Consider the following 20,914-nt stretch of genomic DNA (forward strand, 5'->3'; position numbering starts at 1 on the left):
ATTATTCCAAAAAGTGATGTACGCTATCAAGCTGTTGATTAATCGTGACTAACTTTTCTTTAATCACTGATGCTCGTTGTTTAAGTTTTTCTAAACTGGTGTCAATATTGTCAACTAAGTCAAGATCAGCAAAATTATGAGGACATTGTTCCCAAAATTGATGTTGTTTCACATCCACCTCTTTTAATTCTTTCTCAACGTTTAATTCAATCTCTTTAAGTTGTTCATGCAATGATTGATTTGATGTTGTCGCTATCGTTTGTTGGACAATCCCGACAGGTACTGACTGAGTACCTTGTTGAATCAGCATCAACTCACCTGAGCTATTAATCTCTAACCCTACCGCAACCATTGCAGAAAGCCCTTGTTTATAACCATAAACCTCACAGTTACCGCTTCTGATCTTCTTCTCTAATTCGTCTTGAGCAACGTAATACCACTCAGGTTGGGCATCTTTTTCACTAAAAGCTAACTTCACAAGCTTCAACAAGTTATTGTTACGATTAAAGGTAAACTTCTTGGCATTTGTCAAAGTTAGACGCCAACGCTCCTGTCTTATCACGGTCTCTTTTCTAGCTTGTACTTTTAAGCTTTCAAAGGCACGACTCTCAATCTTATTAAGACTTTGCTGTAACGTAGCAAAATGATGAGTGAGTATATCTTGGTTAAACAGCGTCGTTTCTGAAAATGCTTTGATCTGTTGTTGAACCCATTCACGACTCACTAAATCTTGCCATAAACAATGGTTAAGGATCAGTAGATCCAACTGTGCAACACGATCTCGTCCATTAAAGAAGGCACTGGCTTTAAGGAGACGTGCAGCCTTCTTCCAACGACGATCTGAAATATAATTTTCATGAGCAGCATCTTCACCATCTAATAAGCACTTTAATTTATAAAGCTTTTCAAAAATAAACGGTTCAATTTCAACTTGATCTATCTTTTCTTGCCAGTCATCGAGTTCTTGTGCCGATATTTTCAAATGCTTAGGTAGAGCTTCAATGTTGGTTGGTGCTGAAATCAACGCTTGGAAGTTATCTTTCTCTTGAATACGATCGACAAACACTCGAACTAACATCCGATCATAAAGTGCATCTAGGCCACTGCCAGAATCAGGTAACTCATTGGATGCCGCGATCAAAAGTTGCATCGGAACTTTAAATTGCTCAGTCCCATTTTTGAAGGTCTTTTCATTGATTACCGTCAACAAGGTATTCAATATTGCAGGCCCTGCTTTCCAAATTTCATCGAGGAAAACAACTTCAGCTGTTGGTAGATAGCCATCGATTAGACGAACATAACGCCCATTATCTTTCAACTCTTGGATCGATAACGGACCAAAGACTTCTTCAGGTGTTGAAAATCGTGTCATTAAATATTCAAAATAACGACTACCTTCAAATGCATCAATCACCTTTTTGGCAATCATACTTTTGGCAATGCCCGGTGGCCCCAATAAAAAAACACTCTCTTCAGCTAATGCCGATAATAAACATAAACGGATCACAGATTCTCTTTCATAAACGCCAGATGAGAGGTATTGCACGATATGATTAATTCGACGAGGAAGTTGCTGCTGTTCATTTTCAGTAAGCAAAGTTTGACCCATTATGAAACTCCAGAAAGGCATTTGACGACTAAGTGTTGAATTTACAATGTTTTATTGTGCAATACTATGCTTGCAACGCGATGAAATCATTGTTTCCATTTTTGCAGAATAGTGCACAGAACGTAAATGTCAGTATAGTTGAATATAGCCAAAAAATTGCAGTTGGTCGTCAGCAGCAAATGAATGAGACCCTATGAGTATAAGTGCGCGACATAATTGGGGTAAACGATCGAAGTTGTTATGGTTATGGTTATGGTTATGGTTATGGTTATGGTTATTAACCGAGCCTAGCAACTTAAAATGACAAGGGATAAAATCATTAACGTTACTAGTCGGCTTCAAGTAAGGAGGGGGATTACCACTTAGGCAATTGAAACATCTCAGGGTTGATCTCATCAACCTGATAATAAGCTCTCAATGCATTCGAGAGTACCTCAACTCTTGTCGATACCCCTTTCTCTAAATAACTAAAAACTTGCTGTTGTACTTTCTTAGTAAATACCATTCTATCTGGTTGAGATTGACCATTTAAATTATCGCAGCTAACACGAAATGGATAGCCACAGCTCATGGCAATGATCCATTCAATGGCTTGTGGTTTAATTTCAACCTTTTCAAATTCAGCCTGAACTTCATCACTGCGACCATCAGGTTGGTACCAATAACCGTAATCCTCAAGTAATCGACGCTTTTCTCCTGCAATCATCCAGTGAGCAATTTCATGAAGAGCAGAAGCATAGTAGCCATGAGCAAAGATAATTCGATGAAAACGATGGTTATTATCTGCTGGAAGATAGATCGGTTCATCACCGCCAAGCTCTAGAACCGTTTGGTAACTCTGTTCAAAGCACTGGTTAAAGATCGTGATAATATCATTGGGTTGATGTAAAGCAGTCATAACAGTTAATTTATTCTTTTATATAATGGGTGGCATAATAACAAAAATAAAATCTAATCACGACTTAAAATGCGCTCGTCTCATCAATAGAGTAATCAATACAACCTAGCCACTTCAAGTAAGAAGGGTATATACTTTAATCGCTGTTTACTCATTAATTAGGCTCCCGCATGATAAAAATGTCTATTATTATCTTGTTGCTTCTTAATTTAGTTGGCTGTTACGATAAACCTGACATGGAATCCAATTTTGAAGCATACCATCAACGTATTGCCAATGCGCAAAACAGTGATGCTTTAGAGTATCAAGCCGTTGTCACCCCTACAGCACCGGTTAGACGAACCATTGCTATTGAATTACCTAGAATTTCCATGGGATTATTAGATAGTTACGAATTACATCAGTGTGGCCTGTTTAACCTCATTGCAGAAAAAAACTCATCGTTAGGAAAAGTTCAAGACCCCTTTCGTGAATACCATTATCAAACGCAATTTTTAACTCTTTTGGAGCAGTGTTTAAAGAGTGATTTATCTCCAGATATTCGTGAAGCTCTCCTTTTAGTAAAAGGCCTAAAAATCGGTCAACTGTCTGTTTATTATTATCAACTATTATATGGTAGTGACGCATTAAGAACCCAACTTTTTCCTAACGGCCATAAGTTTAATCTTTGGTTAGACCCAACACAGTCACTTCAACAACACGCTAATGCTCTCAATACGTTAGATAAATTAGCACCCCAAAATAGATTATCATTTACCTTTGCTCAACAGAAGCATCTATTAGACATCCAAGAGTTACTTGAGAAAGATCCCGCAATTGGGCAATTAAACTACACCTTAATCGCTACTACACATTGGTTAAAGTTAACCAATCAACAATTGCGTAATAATGATCGCGTAATCACTTGTGGAAAAAATAGAAATACTCAAAAGTTAACTATTTTAAATAACGTCTTTCAAATCTACTTCATTGAGAAAATACACCCCTACTTATCTCACCTCGATCGAAATTATAAAATGATTGAACCTTATATTGCTGTGTTTTCGCCCATTAAACTTTCTGAAACGCTCAATAAAGGACAACAAGTTTATTACTACCCAATAGCTAAACATTATCGAGAATATAGAGAAGCCATGAAGCAACATATTAATTATTGGCAACAACTATTTCAGCGCTGTGATGTTTCATTTGGGCTTCGTCAGTAGCTTCGGTATTTAAACAGCAAATGAAGACACCCTTTAATGAGCAAAGTCCTTTATCAAGGTCGTGATTTCTATACTGTCAGGAGAGGTTTTACTTGGAAAGGTGGCGATAACATTACCCTCTTTATCAATGAAAAATTTGTAAAAATTCCATTTAGGTTGATTTCCAGTCTGTTGATATATTTCATGAAAAACGGGATTAGCACCAATCCCCTTCACTTTAGACTTAGCCATCATTGGGAATGTAACACCATATTCCGTATAACACACTTGGGCTGTATTCTTTTCATCTCCACGATCTTGGCGGAAATCATTACTTGGAAAACCGAGAACAACAAAATCTTTATCTTTATGATTTTGATAGAGTTGTTCTAACTGTACAAACTGAGAAGTAAAGCCGCACTGACTTGCAGTGTTAACGACGAGAATATTTTTCCCTTTATATTGCTGACAAAGATCAATGACTTTATTTGAATCGAGTAACCGCTGGTTCGCTTTTAGAATATCAGGACAAGTCGCAACAGTGATGGAAGAATATAAAATCAATGATAGAGTAAGGATATTTAACAGTAAATTTTTCATTACGAATACCTCTTTAGCAGAGCATCCGTTCTCAATTCACATAATACATGATCAACAGTATAGTATATCCAAAATAATTGAAGGGTATAGATACTGTTCCCCCTCAGCTGACTAGACGTTGAGGGGGGATATTAAAATTAAATATTAACGAAAGAATTTGTTGTAGCAGAACAGAACAACAAATGCCCCACCTGTAGCCACTAACATTGACCAAATATTCAATCCAGTGATATCACCTAAACCCAACAATTTTGAACTAACAAAACCACCAGCGAAAGCACCCACAACACCTAAAACACCCGTTAAAAGCCAACCCATTGGGTCTTTCCCTGGCATTAACCAACGAGCCAATGCACCAGCAATAAGCCCTAATATTATCCAACTAAATATACCCATTGTCTCTCTCCATTTATTATTGTTAATTATTTAAATCAATACCTTGGATAATGAATTCTTGAATGAACTCAATAACCACCAACCAAGTGTAAACAATATATAGAGTCGACAGTAGAATAATAAATTAAATAAAAACTTAAGATAATTAATAATAAAATTAATTAGTTAAACACATAAAAACAAACGCGATAAAATACTTATACTTGTGTTTTATCTAACGAATAAATCGATTATAAAGATACAAAACAACAAAAGCACCAACGGTTGCAACCACCATGGACCACAAATTAAAACCTGTAATCCCGGTTCCACCAATAGCGTTAAAAATAAAACCACCAGCAAACGACCCGACTACACCTAGTACTCCAGTCTCAATTAATCCCATTGCACTTCTGCTTCCCATTAACCAGCGCGCTAATGCTCCAGATAACAAACCTAAAATAACCCAAGCCAAAAGACTCATATTAATATCTCTCTTAAATAACATGTTATATGTATAAAAAATAATAATTACATGATGAATTCACCATGACCTACTAATTATATCCAAAAAGAAAGATAACGAGGTTTTTTGTCTTAAAAAGAATGTTCCAGATTCAAAATGCACGATCAAGGTGTCTTCACTTTGCCAAAATTTCAAGTACAATTAATCAATTACTTAATCAATGGATCTACTTTATGAAATTTCTTTTAATTGCAATTGTTGTTATTGCCGCGATGTTTATTTTTCAACGTAGTGGTGGTAGTAAGAAAGATATTGCTGAAAACATGGAGCTTGGTAAAGCTTTCTTAACGGAAAATAGAGAGAAAGAAGGCGTCAAAGAGACTGAGTCCGGACTCCAGTACCTAGTTCTAAAAGAAGGAGAAGGGACAGAACACCCAACAGCAAAAAATAAAGTTAAAGTTCATTATCATGGCACATTGATCGATGGTACCGTCTTCGATAGTTCTGTAGAACGCGGCAAGCCGATTGAATTTGGGCTAAATCAAGTCATTAAAGGTTGGACGGAAGGTTTGCAGTTAATGGTTGTCGGTGAAAAAGTCCGTTTCTTTATCCCAGCAAATTTAGCTTATGGCAATCGCAGTGCAGGAAAAATCCCTGGTGGCTCAACATTAATTTTTGATGTTGAACTCTTAGCAATTAAATAATAAATATCAGCACGCATATTATCACTCAGTTAAATCTAATTAGCTGAGTGATTGATAAAAAAGCCCACTTTTATACCCACATCCAAAATGATTGGAGTGACGAGTAGACGAGATGTTAACGTCCAGTCAGTGCCAAATAGACAAAAATAGCCATTGGGAAGCCCGTTAATAGACCTAACAGTTGCATTTTCAACAACCAATAATGAGTTTTCCCTCGTTGATAGCAGTAAACCAATGATAGAATCGTAAATGAAAACAGGATCGCAATAAACCAGCCCCATTTTTTCTCATTAGCTGCAGAAGCAAGATTAATTAACCCTGCAACTAAAAAACTTGCTCCACCTATTCCAGCTAAACAGCCAAAAATGATGACAGCCCATGGATTTGCGACGTATAACTCAATCATTCCCTGATTCTCTTTTTTCTAATAATAAATTGGATTGTATCGAGTTATATGGAATTGCTCAATATTACTTATTTATTTCATTGGCCTTTGTTGTTTTTAAGCAAATAAAACTATCTTTTCTTCAATGATTTAAAGAATATCTTTAGATCCTGATCCACATGATTGCATTTGGATAATAACTGTGTTCGAATCATACAACAATGAAATGCGATTAGTTTATATACCCTTCTTACTTAAAGTTGCTAGGTATAATCAATAATAAGAATTAAGTGTGGAGAAGAAATCATGAAAGGAATTTTATCTATTCAATCCCATGTGGTATATGGCCATGCCGGCAATAGCTCTGCAGTCTTTCCTTTACAAAGAATGGGCTTTGAAGTTTGGCCTATTCACACAGTTCAGTTTTCAAATCACACTCAATACAGTGAAGGTTGGACTGGGAAAGCATTTACGGCGACAGATACCGAAGAATTGGTAAAAGGGATTGATAACATAGGTAAGCTTACAGACTGTCAGGCCGTACTGACAGGCTACCAAGGCAGTGCTGAACAGTGTTTAGTTATTGTCGATACCGTTAACAAAGTCAAAGCTTTAAATCCTGATGCGCTATATGTTTGTGATCCAGTGATGGGAGCACCTGATAAAGGGTGTATCGTTGCCCCTGGTATCGCAGAAAATTTACTCACTAAAGTCATGCCTATTGCTGATGTCATCGTACCTAACCAGTTTGAATTAAGCCAATTTGCCGAGATGGAAATCAATAGTCTTGAAGATGCTGTCGTGGCATGTAAAAAAGCCCTAGCAAAAGGTCCAAAAATTGTTTTAGTGAAACATCTTTACTGTATCTCTCAAGAGCAGTTCTCGATGATGCTAGCGACAGAAGAAGGTTGCTATATTGCTCAACGCCCACATTTAGAATTTGATAAGGCACCCGTTGGCGTAGGTGATTTAATTTCATCACTATTTACCGGTGCAATCCTAAAAGGCGGGACACCGCGTCAAGCTTTTGAACACTGTCATAATGCTGCTTACGGTGTATTGAAAGAGACTCAGAATCGTGGCGAATGGGAATTACAAACTATTGCTGCACAACAAGAGTTAGTTAATCCTAAAGAACTCTTTGCTGCTGAAAAAATAGAAAACGCATAATGAGCGGCTTTGGTAAGTAAGCAATAATATAAAAAACGCACACCTTTAATTCAAAGATTAAAAGCGTGCGTTTTTTTAATGGTGATATACCAATATTAACCATAGTTAAACTGACGTTTCTCTAACCATCTCACGCCTTGTGAAACAATTAAAATCAACACTAAATATTCAACAACTAGAAAAGTATAAATTTCTAAAGGTAAATACTCATTAACCACTAATTCATTGGCTCGTCGGGTTAAATCACTTAAACCAATAACACTGACTAATGACGACATCTTAAGAATATAAACAAATTGATTGCCTAATGGAGGTAACATTTGTCTAAACGCTTGCGGCAAAATAATATGGCGCATCGTCTTCCAATAATTTAATCCCAACGCCTGAGAAGCTTCATGCTGTCCCTTATCGATAGATTGTATCCCACCGCGAAAAACTTCCGCCATAAACGCACTTTCAGCCAAGCTTAATGCAATCACCCCAGCCCAGAAGTGATTCAAACTAATATCCATCAAAGTTGGCATCCCATAATAAACCCATAACAGCAACACCAAAACAGGAATGGATCGGATCACTTCAACGTATACCCGATTAATCGCTCGAAGCCAAGGTCGATGAGAGAGCGCTGGAAAAGTGACCAATAAACCGATAAACATCGCAAAAAACATACTAAGCAATGAGACTGATATCGTATCGGTAAAACCTTGAGTTAAAAATATAACATTAATTAAGCCCTGCTCTGTTCTTGGATCTAGAACATACCAACCCCATTCATAACTTGAACAACCAGCCATCAAAGAGGTCAATAATAGAACAATAGATGTTCGAAAAAAGAGTTGTAGCCTGTCCATAGCAATAAAGTGTCCTAAGTTATTATAATTTATAGTATAGACTATAATAGGTACTTATATTTAAAAGGATTTATGATGAAAAAAATATTACTTTCTATACTCTTATCTCTCCTCTCTATTAGTCAGGTTTATGCTGACAATAGTCGATTACAAGAGATATTAAATAGCGGTGTTTTACGCGTTGGGACGACAGGAGATTGGAACCCAATGACCATGAAAAATCCGGCAACTAATAGTTATCGTGGGTTTGATATCGACGTAACAACAGAGTTAGCGAAAGATTTAGGGGTAAAAGTAGAATATGTAGCTGCCGACTGGAAAACCTTAGTTAACGGTATTACTGCCAATAAATATGATATTACTGGAAGTGCCTCTTTAAATATGTCACGAGCAAAAGTAGCGGGATATAGCCAGCCCTATTTCAACTTAGCTTTTGTTCCTGTCGTACAAAAAAAGAACTTAGCAAAATATTCAGATTGGGAAGATTTTAATCAGCCTGACATTAAAGTCGCTGCGACATTAGGCACGGTACAAGAAAGAATGGTCAAAGAGTTCTTTCCTGATGCAGAACATATTGTCATTGAAGCCCCTGCGAGAGATTTCCAAGAATTGCTAGCAAGACGAGCTGATGTATCTGTCACGTCTAATGTTGAAGCTGCAACATTGACCATGAAATTTAAACAACTTGCCGTCGTGCCTGTAGAGAAACCAAGAAAGCCAACACCTATCTCTATGCTTTTGCCTCAAAAAGACCAAGTCTGGATAAATTACGTCAATCACTGGGTTGAATTAAAGAAAGCACAAGGGTTCTTTGATCAAACGGCTCAAAAGTGGGGTTTAAAGAGCTTATAGTTGAAGATATTGACGTAAAAGATAAAAGCTAGCACCTAGCAACGTCAAGAAAGAAGGGTAAAATCAAGCCAAATAAAAAATCACACCATAATAGGGACTGTTCTATACTCAAAATAATTGGTGTTGCTAGTAGGCGGCAAGTGAGTGAGGCCCCATGAGTATAGATGTACTATATGACTGGGGCGAACGAACGTAGCGAACAACCTAGCGACTTCAAGTATGAAGGGTATATTATGGTGTGATTCTCAACTAGTTCGAAAATTAGGTTATTGCTATTCATAGGATCAACGTTTATGAAAAGAAATTAACTCTTCTGCCAACACACCTTTTTAGCGAAGCCCATTTTATTGCTGGTCATTTTTATCTGGTTTAACTCAAGACGCCAAATCTGAGTACTCATCACTTTGGCAATAGGAAAAGCTAAAACATACTGCTTTTTGGCTTTTTTTCTTCCTCACCATCGAGCATCACGGCAGTCGCTCTATACTGAACCCCCTGAATTGAGCTGATACTTTTGGTATAGGTTGAAATAGTGCCCACAATTTCAGGGTTTTCGACCATCATATCACCATGTTGAGTCGATAAACTGGTCATAATAATTAGGCTTTGATTCAGCTGGTCAAAAACATAAAAACAGGTTGCTGGCCATACTTCATCATTAAATTGGGCGGTTAACGTTAAAATGTGTTCTTTATTTAAAAACTCAACAATTGAGTCAGGGATATTTGTTGCCACATTCCAATCGTTATTCATATATATCTTATCCCATTTTTAATTAATTGTTTTAATCCGATTAAAGACAGTATATACCTAAAATAATTGAAGTTACTAGTAAATGGCAAGCGAGTGAGCTCCCAATTAATATAGAGATTCTATATAACTGAGATGAACAAACGATGCCAACAACCTAGCAACTTCAAGTATGAAGGGTATATCAGGCAATAAGGGTCTCAAATGTAAACAATCCACTCATCGCCATCACAATGACCAATGAAATCTTAAAAATAGATTTTGACCATGGGATATAATTACCATAATCGACATGTTGGTACGCAACTCTAGCCCAATATACAGACAGCACCGACATTAATATTAAATACCCTAAACTCAAATCCGAAACAAAATAGAGCATAATAATTAATGAGCAAAAAGCCAGTGTATAATACTGAATATGCTTTTGTGTTTTTAATAAGCCCGTCTTTGCAGGAAACACAGGAATATTTGCTTCAATATAATCTTTAACTCTAAACGTTGAAATAGCATAAGAGTGAGGCATCTGCCAAACAGTAAAAATTAGAAATAATATCACTGCTTCTAATGTTATCGCATTTGTCACAGCAGCATATCCAATAATTGGAGGAATCGCACCTGAAATGCTACCAACTACTGTGCCGTAAATAGAGGTCCTTTTGTACCACATGGTATAAAAGAATACATAAAATATATACCCTAATAATCCTAAGATCGTAGCTAAAGGATTAACTAAAAAATAAAGAACCGTTGAGCCGGCGATTAATAAAAAAATTGTGTATGTAAAGGCTACATTGATATTAATCGTGCTCTGAACTAAGTCTCTATTTTTAGTGCGTGACATTTTCCCATCAATATCACTGTCAAAAATATTATTTGCCACACAAGCCGAGCCAATAACTAGCCCACTTCCTAACATGGCATAAATTAAACTAAGAATCGAATACTCATTTGAGTGAGCAGCGAGGAAAAACCCCGCTACCACTGCGATTAAGTTTCCGATAATAATGCCTGGTTTAGCCAGCAATATGTATCTCTTAATCATTAAACATACCTACATCATCATATTATTATTGAGGTTAATAATGATCCATATTGATCCCCCAATAACAATAAATGCCACAATACTAGTGAAGACAAGAGAAAGCATATCCCACTTTCCCTGCTCTGTTTTAATTTGCATATGAAGGAAATATTTAAAGTGAACAACGACCTGAATAATTGCACAGATAAAAATTACCGTAAATATGGTAGATATAGGTAAATCACTAAACTCAACTAAGTAAAAAGGGAGTGCTGTTAATATTAATGCCAATATAAAACCACTGACATAATCTCTTATAGTCACATTATGCTCACTCATATTGATACTCCCAATAAATAAACAACGGTGAAAACACAAATCCAAACAATATCTAAGAAGTGCCAAAAAAGACTTAAACACTTTAAGCGAGTTTCCATCAACGGTGTTAATCCTTTTGTAGAAAGCTGATAATAACAGACAGCTAACCAAATCAGACCAAACGTGACGTGTGCACCATGGGTCCCAACTAACGTAAAGAAGGCTGATAGAAACGCACTGCGATCTGGGCCATATCCTGCGTCAATAAGATGGTGAAATTCATACATCTCCATTAAGATAAAGCAAAAACCTAGAACAAAAGTGACTAATAACCACTTCTTAACGGCAGAGAGATCCTTCTTCCTCATCGAGATCATGCTCAAACCAAAAGTAAGACTGCTGACTAATAACAGCATTGTTTCAGCAAAGACAAAATCAAGTTCAAAAATATCATGTCCTGTTGGCCCACCTGCATATGCTGTCATTAAGACCGCATATGCTGCAAAGAGACTGGCAAACAACACACAATCACTCATTAAGTAGATCCAAAAACCAAATAACTTCATATCCCCACTATCATGATGAGCATGCTCGTTTTGGTTATTTATATTATTTTGCATCAATAAATTCCTTATCTCTGCTTAGTGGTAGACGATTGTTTAATTTGTTGATATTCATTTTCAATTCGCTCAATTTCATCAACAGGAACGTAATAATCAATATCTTCGTTAAAGCTATGCTTAATAATTGTCACGATTGCGCCAACAAATGAAACTGCAGCTAACCACCAAATATACCAAATCATCGCAAAACCAAAGAGTAGAGCAAAAACGGCTATGTAAACACCCGTCGGTGTATCTTTAGGCATATGAATGGGAGAGAAAGGACGTTTCTCTTTTTCTTTGCCTAATTTTTCACTCTCTTTGGCACGTTGTTTCTGATACCAATAAGCGTCTAACTCTTCTCCACCCTCTGGTAGGTGTGCAAAATTATAGAACGGGGGTGGTGAAGACATAGACCACTCAAACGTACGTGCATCCCACGGATCACCCGTCGTATCACAATTTTCATTGCGGTCACGAATACTGACGTAAATCTGAATAAGTTGACACGCAATACCTGCCGCAATAACTGCACTACCAAATGCAGCAACCGTTAGGAGAGGATGATAATCTTGGTCAATATCAAGACTTAATCGACGAGTCATTCCCATAAACCCTAGAGCATATAGAGGCAAGAACGCCAACATAAAACCAATTAACCAACAATAAAATGCACGAATACCCCATTTTTCATTAAGCATAAAACCCGTCGCTTTAGGCCACCAATAACTCATCGCAGCAAAACAACCGAACACAACACCACCAATGATGACATTATGGAAATGTGCAATTAAAAACACTGAGTTATGTAGTACAAAATCAGCTCCTGGTACGGCAAGCAGCACGCCTGTCATTCCGCCCACAGTAAAGACAATTAAGAAGCCCAGTGTCCATCTCATTGGCAAAGTGAATGAAATTCGACCTTTGTACATGGTAAATAACCAGTTGAAAATTTTCACACCAGTTGGAATCGAGATAACCATTGTCGCGATACCAAAGAAGGCATTTACATTTCCGCCAGCACCCATTGTAAAGAAGTGATGTAACCAAACAATGAAGGCTAAAATAGTAATAACAATCGTTGCCCAAACCAGTGATTTATAACCAAATAGCTTTTTACGGCTAAATGTGGCTGTTACTTCAGAGAAAACACCAAATACAGGTAAAACTAGAATGTAAACTTCTGGATGACCCCATGCCCAAATTAGATTGATATACATCATCATGTTTCCACCCATATCATTGGTGAAAAAATGCATTCCTAAATAACGATCTAAAGTTAAAAGAGCAATCGTCACAGTAAGGATAGGAAATGAGATAATAATCAAAACATTGGCACACAATGAAGCCCAAGTGAAAACAGGCATCTTCATCATCGGCATAGAAGGCATACGCATCTTCAATATGGTCACAAAGAAGTTAACACCAGAAAGTGTGGTACCAATACCTGAAAGTTGTAGGCCCCAAATCCAATAATCAACACCAACCCCGGGGCTAGCTTTTATACCAGACAATGGTGGATATGCTAACCAACCTGTGCGTCCATATTCTCCGACAAATAGAGAAAGCATGGTCAGTATCACCCCAACAATAAATAACCAAAAACTGACGTTATTTAAAAATGGGAAAGCGACATCACGAGCACCAATTTGAAGCGGTATAATGATATTCATCAGACCAATAACCAATGGCATCGCAACAAAGAAAATCATGATAACGCCATGTGCAGTAAATACCTGATCATAATGGTGAGGTGGTAAGAAACCAGGCTCTCCCATGGATGAGATAAATTGCTGAGTTCGCATCATAATTGCATCAGAAAAACCACGTAGCAGCATCACAAAAGCGACGATGATGTACATAATGCCTATTTTTTTATGATCAACAGTACAGAACCATTCAGACCATAAGTACTGCCACTTTCCGGCTTTTGTAATTAAGCCAAGTAACACTATTCCACCCAATAAAACAGCTAAAAAGGTGCCGATCAAAATTGGTTCATGGTACGGAATAGAATCTAACGAGAGTCGTCCAAACATAGAAAAACCTTAGTTATTTAGTTGCACAAGGCAAGGTTTAAATGAGTGCATATCTTTACTGTCACTCATCATTGCGCCAGGATGTTGCATAATTGCAGCTTTAAATAAGCCATCCATTACATGAGAATAATAAGAAACTGGCACATCTTCAGTTGGTTGAGCCAATGCACAGTATCGGTTCCAAGAATCTAAATTCTTCGGACTTTCTTTTACTGAATTAACCCATTGTGAGAATGCTTGCTTATCTGCTACTGCTGTTGCTGTAAACTTCATCTTAGAAAAACCTTTACCGCTATAACTAGCAGAGATCCCTTTAAAATCCCCTGTATGATTAGCAATAAGGTTTAATTTCGTTGTCATTCCAGGCATCGCATAAATTTGACTACCTAACGCAGGAATAAAAAATGAGTTCATGACAGTATTTGAGGTGATCTTAAATTCAATGGGCACATCTTTAGGAATAACCACATGATTGATCGTTGCAATATTCTGGTCTGGATAAATAAATAGCCATTTCCAATCCAGCGCAACTACCTCAATCGTCATCGCCTTAGTTTTATTATCAAGAGGTCGAGATGGTTCTAAGGCATGTGTCGACTTCCAAGTAATTGTTCCTAGTATTGCAATAATGACGATAGGAACCGCCCAAACAGCTGCTTCAATCTTATTTGAGTGAGACCACTCAGGAAGGTATTCTTCACCTTGATTTGATGCTCTATATTTGTAGGCAAAATAGATCGTCATTAAAATCACAGGAATTACCACAATTAGCATTAGTAGTAATGCAGTGATAATAAGTTCTTTTATCTCATCGCCAACATACCCTTTTGGATCTAATACGGTAAATTGACACCCTGAAAGCAAGGTTACTGAGCCAATTATTGCAGCTCTAATTGAGGCACGTACATAATTTGTATGTTCCATTCATTGTTCCAGCAATTTTCATTGTTCATCTTTGATAGATATAACAAACATATAAAATACCCCCAATGGCATAGTGTTGTTAACTAAAATCACTAGGGAGCCCAACACTTCCAATAAAATATAACTAAATTTTACACTTTGTTACAATTGGTCGTGAAAAGATAGCCTACCAGTAGGTATTTTGTTAAACAAGGATGGAATTTGTAGGTTTTTTCTGTGGTTACAGGCAGGGATTAAATATGGAGGCTTTTTACAAATGTTGTGATTCAGATGATTTCACCGACCTTTTCTTTGATATAAATCAATTTTCATGCTTTTTAGACCCAAAATTACACGTCAGTATGTAACTAAAAGTTACAAAATTAACAGCCATTTATTATAATACTTCAAACTTAAATTTCATATTTGAGTTGAAAATTTTAGTCGAACTCTACTTTTAATTATATAAAACCAAGCTCAAATTCTGTCTTTATTACCATAATGAAGATCATAAATTAAATTATCAGTATCCTGAAATGACTAGAATAAAAACAACGCTACCTATATTGAAATAACAATAATAGGCGCTTAGTAACCCCTACCTCTTACCTAGAATTGGTCATTCATTGACAATAAAATATCTAAAAATAATGGTTGTAAATCTAGTATGAAACGCATAGGTTTATACTCTTCAGACTTGAAGTCGCTAGGTTGTTGGCTACGCTTATTCGCCCAAAATCATATAATACATCTATACTCATGGGGCCTCACTCACCTTGCCACCGATTAACAACGCCAATTATTTTAGGTATATATAAATTGATCACAACAATATTAACCATCAAGATTGAAAATATTTTAAGGATAGATGACCGCAGCCAACAACCGAGTAACTCATCAAGATCTTTTTTTGTTTTTTAGATAATCACTATATTTTTGAGCAATCCATTGATGCATATGCAGTCCTGTTTTGCGTTTTAACTGTACATCTATCAAAGCCAAAATTAATAATCCAATAACTGTTCCCATCATTCATCTCCTTATAAATCTAAAGTTCATTTTTTATATAATCTAACGCAACCAAGCTTAGTCCGTAGATTTCATTAACTTCTCCATTTTTAACCCTCCAAGTGCCTCTAGATTACTTTTAATCTCCTCATCTATGGATAATTGACGTTCGACTTCCTTAACTTTCTTCTCAAGAAATTTTTCAACTTCTTGAGATACGTTGAACATAAATCCCTGCTCACGAGCTATTTTTCTCGCTCTTTTTAAACGAAGATCTAAGCTCGATGAAACCTTAATGTTTAATGATGCTTTTGATTCTTTTTTCTGTAATGTCATATTATGTCCACTTCACCAATCATATAATACTATATATTTTTCTACCTTTTTTGCAATAAAAATTCAGATTAACTCAATGATAGGGCGAACATTAAAATGAACTGAATATTAATAAAGCATAGCTACATAAAATAATTGAAGTCGTTAGGTTGTTGACTACGTTCATTCACCTCAATTATAGAGCATCTATATTAATGAACCTTTCTCATTTGACGTTTACTAGCAACTACAATTACTTTAAGTATATAATGCTAACATTAAGCAATAGCATAAAGTTTGTTGGTCGTAATTGTGACGATTTGTTGGCCAAAATTAATTTTTCTAATTTAATTTTGGTACCCTGCAAGCTAAACAAAAATAGAAGAGGCTTATTTTTCAAATGGTTAACAATACAATTCAATGGTTTCCAGGCCATATGCATAAGGCTCGCAAAGAGATTGAAGAAGTCATCCCAAAAGTCGATGTGATTATTGAAGTCTTGGATGCCCGAATTCCTTTTAGTAGTGAAAATCCAATGATTTCACACTTAAGAAAAGATAAGCCTTGTGTCAAAGTTCTTAATAAACGTGATTTAGCCGATCCTGAGTTGACCGAGTTATGGATTGCCCACCTTGAAAAAGAGCAAGGTGTAAAAGCCATTGCAATCACGACAGAAAACCATAATGAAGTACTAAGAATCACAGAGCTTTGTCGTAAACTCGCCCCTCACCGCGAAGATATGGGTAAAAATATTAGAACAATGATCATGGGAATACCTAACGTAGGTAAGTCGACCATTATCAATTCATTAGCGGGTCGAGCAGTGGCAAAAACCGGCAACCAGCCAGCGGTAACACGTCAACAACAACGTATTAATCTACAAAATGGGATTGTATTATCTGATACTCCTGGGATTTTATGGCCGAAAGTAGAAAATCCGCACAGTGGTTTCCGTCTAGCAGCAACAGGCGCGGTAAAAGATACCGCGATGGAATACGATGAAGTTGCTTTCTATACGGTCGAATATCTTGCTAAGTACTATCCAGAAAGACTACAAGCACGTTATAACCTTGATGATTTGCCTGAATCAGATTTAGAGTTAATGGAAGCGATTGGTGAAAAAAGAGGTTGTTTACGAGCAGGTGGTCGAGTTGATCTTCATAAAGCGTCTGAAATTTTAATCAATGAACTTCGCAACGGTATCCTTGGTCAGATCACCATGGAACGTCCAGAAATGATCACCGAAGAATTAGTTGAAGTTGAAATTGAAGAGACAAAAAAAGCAGAAGAGAAAGCACAAAAGAAAATTGAACGCAGAAAACGTTATTTGAGAAACAAGCGATAATATAGAATAACTATTCAATTACCCATACTATCGCTGCACAATAAACCATCAATCAAACTACCGCATTGAGTGTTATATAATCGTAAAGGGAAAGTTTTTTACTTTCCCTTTTCTATTATTTATTAGTTATTTATCTTGAAATATTGTTATTAACATCTAACTAACCAAACAATTCACCTCTAAATGTCATAATGATTAATTATTGTCATTTATTTCCCATCATGCTATTTATCTAATCCTTAATAAGAAATCATTATAATATGGACACACACATGATTGATCTATGGCCATTGATTGGTATCGCAATAATTACTGTAGGCCTAGCCTTACGCCTAAACACTTTATTAGTTATTTTGACCGCGGGTATTGTTACAGGCTTAGTGGCAAAAATCCCGATGATGGAAATTTTATCCATTCTAGGTGCTTCTTTTACTAAGAACCGTTATATGTCACTTTTCATTCTTGTACTTCCGATGATTGGTGTACTTGAACGTTATGGTCTACGCGAACGAGCTGAAACATTAATTGGTTCGATCAAAAAAGCCTCTGCAGGTAAAGTTATCTTAAGCTATCTACTACTGCGTAAAGTCACAAATGCATTTGGCTTAAACCTAGGTGGTCACCCTTCTATGATTCGCCCACTTGTTGCACCTATGGCAGAAGCCGCAGCAGAAAAAGATCGTGCACCTTTAACAAACAATGAAAAGCAGAAGCTTAAAGCTTTATCTGCAGCATCAGAAAACTTTGGTAACTTCTTTAGTCAGTTACTATTCATTGGTGCTGGTGGTCTATTGCTAATTAAAGGGGTGTTATCTGATAACGGTTTTGACGTAAAGTTAAATGATATGTATATCTGGGCACTCCCTACCGCAATAGCTTCATTTATTTTGTTTATCATTATGTGCAAAATTTATGACTACAAATTAAATAAAAACAATAAGAATAAGTAAGGGAATTTTTGATGTTAGAGTATATCTATCAAGCAACCGGATTGTTGCTAATTGCATTTTCGGTTCAAACATTTACCGATAAAGGTAACAGCAAACGAATCGGTACCGGCGCATTCTGGTTAATTTATGGTTTAACCTTCAGTTTAGGCAAAATCATTCCAGATTGGTTAACTGGCCTAATGGTTTTAGCATTGACCTTTATTGCTGCCGCTGGTTTTATGGGCATTGGCTCATATAACACGACCAATACTGATTTTAGAAAAGAGCAAGCTGCATCACTAAAAAACCAGTTATTTATTCCAGCTGCAATCGTGCCTGTAGGGACCATTCTTTGGAATCAAATCACGGGAACAAGTGCGCTAATTGGTTTAGGTTTAAGCTCAGCATTAGCATTAATTGTTGCGGTTATCTTAACTAAATCGTCAGCAAAACAGAGTATCAATGAAGGTCGTCGTCTAATTGATACCATCGGTTGGGCTGCTATTTTATCTCAGTTCTTAGCTGCGCTAGGTTACTTATTTGGTCAAGCTGGAGTGGGTGAAACCGTCTCTCAAATCGTTAAAGAGTTTGTTCCTGAAGGAAGCTTATTCCTTTATGTGATGGCTTATACTTGTGGTATGGCACTATTTACTATTGTGATGGGTAATGCTTTTGCTGCATTTGCGGTAATTACAACGGGTATTGGTCTGCCACTACTTATTATTGCTCAAAACGGTAACCCTGCGATTATCGGCGTATTAGGTATGCTTTCTGGATACTGTGGCACATTGATGACTCCAATGGCGGCAAACTTTAACGTTGTACCTGCTGCACTTCTTGAATTAGAGAACAAAAACCTAGTTATTTTAACTCAGTTATTACCTGGATTAATTATGCTAGTGATTAACACGCTTCTAATGTACAACTTAGCGTTTTAATCTCTATTAACTCTAGCTCTCAAACTCAAGGCTCTTAAATACAATATGGTGACATTAAGTAGATAAGTCTGCTTAATGTCACCATCTTAAAAGATCTAAGGAATTAACATGAAAAAAATACTTATTACTGGTTTCGAACCTTTTGGTGGCGACAAAATAAACCCCGCATTAGAAGCCGTTAAATTGATTGAAGGTCGTCAGTTAAATGGCGGTGAAATCGTGATCTGTCAAGTTCCTGTTGTTCGTTATGAAGCTATTGATGCGGTTATGGCTGCGGTTGAAAAGCACCAGCCAGATGTTGTAATTACCGTTGGGCAAGCGGCTGGTCGTGCGGGTATTACACCTGAGCGTGTTGCCATCAATATGGATGATTTCCGCATTCCTGATAATGGTGGAATTCAGGTGGTTGATGAGCCCGTTTATCAAGATGCTCCCGATGCTTACTTCTCAACTCTGCCTATCAAAGCGATGGTAAAGGCGATGCAAGAGCAAGGTATTCCCGCTCAAGTTTCTAACAGCGCAGGGACTTTCGTATGTAACCACTTGTTCTTTGGTGTTCAGCATCAACTAGCAAAAACCAATATTCGTCACGGTTTTATTCATATCCCATTATTACCAGAGCAAGCGGTAGCCGGTGATCGCCCAAGCATGAGCCTAAAAGTGATTGCAGAAGGGTTAGCCGTTGCAGCTCAAGCGGTTATCGATAATGAAAATGATATTACATTTGGTTCAGGAACTATCTGTTAATCGTTAATATCGCTCTCGAATATTTAGAATTTAATCTTCATACTATACCCAAAGTAATTGAAGGGTATAGAAGACAAATCTTAGATAGCTCATTGACTAATAAAAATTTATTGAGCTATAAATACGAAAATGCCGCGCAGGAAGCGCGGCAGAAGTTTTTCAGATATAAAGCATTTTGTTTGTAGCTGTCACTTAAAGTTTATTAAAAACTTTACATTAATTAGTACACTTACAAATTGACTTCATTTAACAATTTTCAACGATATTCTCAGGTTGAGTCCTTGCTTCTTACTCCGCTTCCCTCTACGTCGGGATAAGGCGTAGCTCTGACTGTACTAGTCTCTTAGAGCTCTCATCTATAAATGCGGTGACGCATCGCTCAACATTCATTCGTTCATCAGTAAAACAATGTAACGATAGCACTTACTCACAAACCATAACTTGTTACAATCCTCCATGAAGGTTATGGGTTATCTTCGGGTGTTTGGTTGTTGATTAAGCTTGTATTAACTATGGCCTAGCATCCGTTATTTAGCAAGAAAAAATAGTTAAAAAGTTAACAAAACGTTGCACAGATCTCACTAAGTTTCTTAAGCTATTGATCTGAAAGTTTTTGCCATTTTAATGCCCCATTACTTTCATTACTGTTTGCTTCTACACACTGTAATAAAATCTTTTCAACTTGAATAACCGCCCCTAAAGAATAACTCTTGCCATCAAAATAACAGACTCTTAATCCTGCATCACCATTGGTTTCTAGCTTTAACTCTGTTGCCGGTTGGGTTGAGATAATTGCGGCTGACAAAGAGAAAGAGGACAGTATTGCAATTAACAATCCCCCCGTTTGACAACAAGCTTTCCAACCACACTTATCTTTACTGTTTTTCAGCATCAATTCACTC

The 20,914-nt window shown here is 36.8% G+C and carries 23 protein-coding genes and 1 pseudogene; 8 read left to right on the top strand and 16 right to left on the bottom strand.

The genetic code is table 11. The features are described from left to right. Window position 1: 1 nt before the first annotated feature. Both L0B53_RS01830 and L0B53_RS01835 read right to left on the bottom strand, forming a co-directional pair. Window positions 2–1,609, bottom strand: a complete 1,608-nt coding sequence (locus L0B53_RS01830) for an AAA family ATPase (RefSeq protein WP_235059607.1) — start codon at window positions 1,607–1,609, stop codon at window positions 2–4. A 355-nt stretch (window positions 1,610–1,964) separates the two neighbouring features. Then, entirely contained in the window at window positions 1,965–2,507 is a 543-nt protein-coding gene (locus L0B53_RS01835; protein WP_235059608.1) for an elongation factor P hydroxylase, read from the bottom strand. A gap of 170 nt (window positions 2,508–2,677) precedes the next feature. Between L0B53_RS01835 and L0B53_RS01840 the strand changes: the two genes are divergently transcribed. Continuing rightward, the gene (locus L0B53_RS01840; RefSeq protein WP_235059609.1) at window positions 2,678–3,712 is read left to right on the top strand and encodes a DUF3080 family protein; all 1,035 of its coding nucleotides are present in this window, start codon (window positions 2,678–2,680) and stop codon (window positions 3,710–3,712) included. Between the two features lie 33 nt (window positions 3,713–3,745). Here the strand turns inward: L0B53_RS01840 and L0B53_RS01845 are convergent, their stop codons facing one another. The 3 genes from L0B53_RS01845 to L0B53_RS01855 all read right to left on the bottom strand — a co-directional run bounded on the left by L0B53_RS01845 (window position 3,746) and on the right by L0B53_RS01855 (window position 5,150). Beyond that, a complete protein-coding gene (locus tag L0B53_RS01845) occupies window positions 3,746–4,291 on the bottom strand; it encodes a glutathione peroxidase (protein ID WP_235059610.1) in 546 nt (181 codons plus the stop codon). Between the two features lie 144 nt (window positions 4,292–4,435). Next, complete coding sequence (locus L0B53_RS01850) at window positions 4,436–4,687, bottom strand: GlsB/YeaQ/YmgE family stress response membrane protein (protein ID WP_235059611.1); 252 nt, start codon at window positions 4,685–4,687, stop codon at window positions 4,436–4,438. Between the two features lie 214 nt (window positions 4,688–4,901). After that, window positions 4,902–5,150, bottom strand: coding sequence for a GlsB/YeaQ/YmgE family stress response membrane protein (locus tag L0B53_RS01855; protein WP_235059612.1), 249 nt, complete (start codon window positions 5,148–5,150; stop codon window positions 4,902–4,904). A gap of 254 nt (window positions 5,151–5,404) precedes the next feature. Between L0B53_RS01855 and L0B53_RS01860 the strand changes: the two genes are divergently transcribed. Then, complete coding sequence (locus L0B53_RS01860) at window positions 5,405–5,836, top strand: FKBP-type peptidyl-prolyl cis-trans isomerase (RefSeq protein WP_235059739.1); 432 nt, start codon at window positions 5,405–5,407, stop codon at window positions 5,834–5,836. Between the two features lie 115 nt (window positions 5,837–5,951). On the opposite strand, the gene L0B53_RS01865 is transcribed toward L0B53_RS01860, so the two are convergent. After that, the gene (locus L0B53_RS01865; protein ID WP_235059613.1) at window positions 5,952–6,242 is read right to left on the bottom strand and encodes a hypothetical protein; all 291 of its coding nucleotides are present in this window, start codon (window positions 6,240–6,242) and stop codon (window positions 5,952–5,954) included. Window positions 6,243–6,527: 285 nt separating this feature from the next. Here L0B53_RS01865 and pdxY point away from each other — a divergent pair, with 285 nt between their 5' ends. Then, window positions 6,528–7,391, top strand: a complete 864-nt coding sequence (pdxY, locus tag L0B53_RS01870; RefSeq protein ID WP_235059614.1) for a pyridoxal kinase PdxY — start codon at window positions 6,528–6,530, stop codon at window positions 7,389–7,391. A gap of 95 nt (window positions 7,392–7,486) precedes the next feature. Here pdxY and L0B53_RS01875 read toward each other — a convergent pair whose 3' ends face one another. Continuing rightward, complete coding sequence (locus L0B53_RS01875; protein WP_235059615.1) at window positions 7,487–8,242, bottom strand: amino acid ABC transporter permease; 756 nt, start codon at window positions 8,240–8,242, stop codon at window positions 7,487–7,489. Between the two features lie 75 nt (window positions 8,243–8,317). Between L0B53_RS01875 and L0B53_RS01880 the strand changes: the two genes are divergently transcribed. Further along, a complete protein-coding gene (locus L0B53_RS01880) occupies window positions 8,318–9,094 on the top strand; it encodes a transporter substrate-binding domain-containing protein (RefSeq protein WP_235059616.1) in 777 nt (258 codons plus the stop codon). 420 nt (window positions 9,095–9,514) lie between these two features. Here L0B53_RS01880 and L0B53_RS01885 read toward each other — a convergent pair whose 3' ends face one another. The 8 genes and pseudogenes from L0B53_RS01885 to L0B53_RS01915 form a co-directional block, all read right to left on the bottom strand. Continuing rightward, window positions 9,515–9,847 carry a hypothetical protein gene (locus L0B53_RS01885; RefSeq protein ID WP_235059617.1) on the bottom strand — a complete coding sequence of 111 codons (333 nt, stop codon included), beginning with the start codon at window positions 9,845–9,847 and terminating at the stop codon, window positions 9,515–9,517. 181 nt (window positions 9,848–10,028) lie between these two features. Next, entirely contained in the window at window positions 10,029–10,889 is an 861-nt protein-coding gene (gene cyoE / locus L0B53_RS01890) for a heme o synthase (protein ID WP_235059618.1), read from the bottom strand. 9 nt (window positions 10,890–10,898) lie between these two features. Then, a complete protein-coding gene (gene cyoD / locus L0B53_RS01895) occupies window positions 10,899–11,207 on the bottom strand; it encodes a cytochrome o ubiquinol oxidase subunit IV (RefSeq protein ID WP_235059619.1) in 309 nt (102 codons plus the stop codon). After that, on the bottom strand, window positions 11,204–11,806 hold the full coding sequence (gene cyoC, locus L0B53_RS01900; RefSeq protein ID WP_235059620.1) for a cytochrome o ubiquinol oxidase subunit III: 603 nt from the start codon (window positions 11,804–11,806) through the stop codon (window positions 11,204–11,206). Before cyoC ends, cyoD begins: the two co-directional genes overlap by 4 nt. A 59-nt stretch (window positions 11,807–11,865) precedes the next feature. Beyond that, window positions 11,866–13,827 (bottom strand): annotated as a pseudogene (gene cyoB / locus L0B53_RS01905) (cytochrome o ubiquinol oxidase subunit I); the annotation flags it as partial. A 9-nt stretch (window positions 13,828–13,836) separates the two neighbouring features. Then, window positions 13,837–14,751: a ubiquinol oxidase subunit II gene (cyoA, locus tag L0B53_RS01910; protein ID WP_235059622.1), complete on the bottom strand. Its 915-nt coding sequence runs from the start codon at window positions 14,749–14,751 to the stop codon at window positions 13,837–13,839. 876 nt (window positions 14,752–15,627) lie between these two features. Beyond that, window positions 15,628–15,762: a hypothetical protein gene (locus L0B53_RS19340; protein WP_260115544.1), complete on the bottom strand. Its 135-nt coding sequence runs from the start codon at window positions 15,760–15,762 to the stop codon at window positions 15,628–15,630. A 54-nt stretch (window positions 15,763–15,816) separates the two neighbouring features. Beyond that, complete coding sequence (locus tag L0B53_RS01915) at window positions 15,817–16,074, bottom strand: hypothetical protein (RefSeq protein ID WP_235059623.1); 258 nt, start codon at window positions 16,072–16,074, stop codon at window positions 15,817–15,819. Window positions 16,075–16,453: 379 nt separating this feature from the next. Between L0B53_RS01915 and ylqF the strand changes: the two genes are divergently transcribed. From ylqF to pcp, 4 genes are all read left to right on the top strand, one after another. Next, complete coding sequence (gene ylqF / locus L0B53_RS01920) at window positions 16,454–17,398, top strand: ribosome biogenesis GTPase YlqF (protein WP_235059624.1); 945 nt, start codon at window positions 16,454–16,456, stop codon at window positions 17,396–17,398. Between the two features lie 272 nt (window positions 17,399–17,670). Continuing rightward, window positions 17,671–18,348 (top strand): DUF969 domain-containing protein, encoded by a 678-nt coding sequence (locus tag L0B53_RS01925; RefSeq protein ID WP_235059625.1) that lies wholly within the window; start codon window positions 17,671–17,673, stop codon window positions 18,346–18,348. 11 nt (window positions 18,349–18,359) lie between these two features. Then, the gene (locus L0B53_RS01930) at window positions 18,360–19,265 is read left to right on the top strand and encodes a DUF979 domain-containing protein (RefSeq protein ID WP_235059626.1); all 906 of its coding nucleotides are present in this window, start codon (window positions 18,360–18,362) and stop codon (window positions 19,263–19,265) included. Between the two features lie 108 nt (window positions 19,266–19,373). After that, window positions 19,374–20,012, top strand: a complete 639-nt coding sequence (pcp, locus tag L0B53_RS01935) for a pyroglutamyl-peptidase I (RefSeq protein WP_235059627.1) — start codon at window positions 19,374–19,376, stop codon at window positions 20,010–20,012. Between the two features lie 595 nt (window positions 20,013–20,607). Here the strand turns inward: pcp and L0B53_RS01940 are convergent. After that, the gene (locus L0B53_RS01940; RefSeq protein ID WP_235059628.1) at window positions 20,608–20,904 is read right to left on the bottom strand and encodes a DUF1496 domain-containing protein; all 297 of its coding nucleotides are present in this window, start codon (window positions 20,902–20,904) and stop codon (window positions 20,608–20,610) included. Window positions 20,905–20,914 lie beyond the last annotated feature (10 nt).

The sequence above is a fragment of the Vibrio sp. SS-MA-C1-2 genome, from assembly GCF_021513135.1.
Taxonomy (GTDB): Bacteria; Pseudomonadota; Gammaproteobacteria; order Enterobacterales; family Vibrionaceae.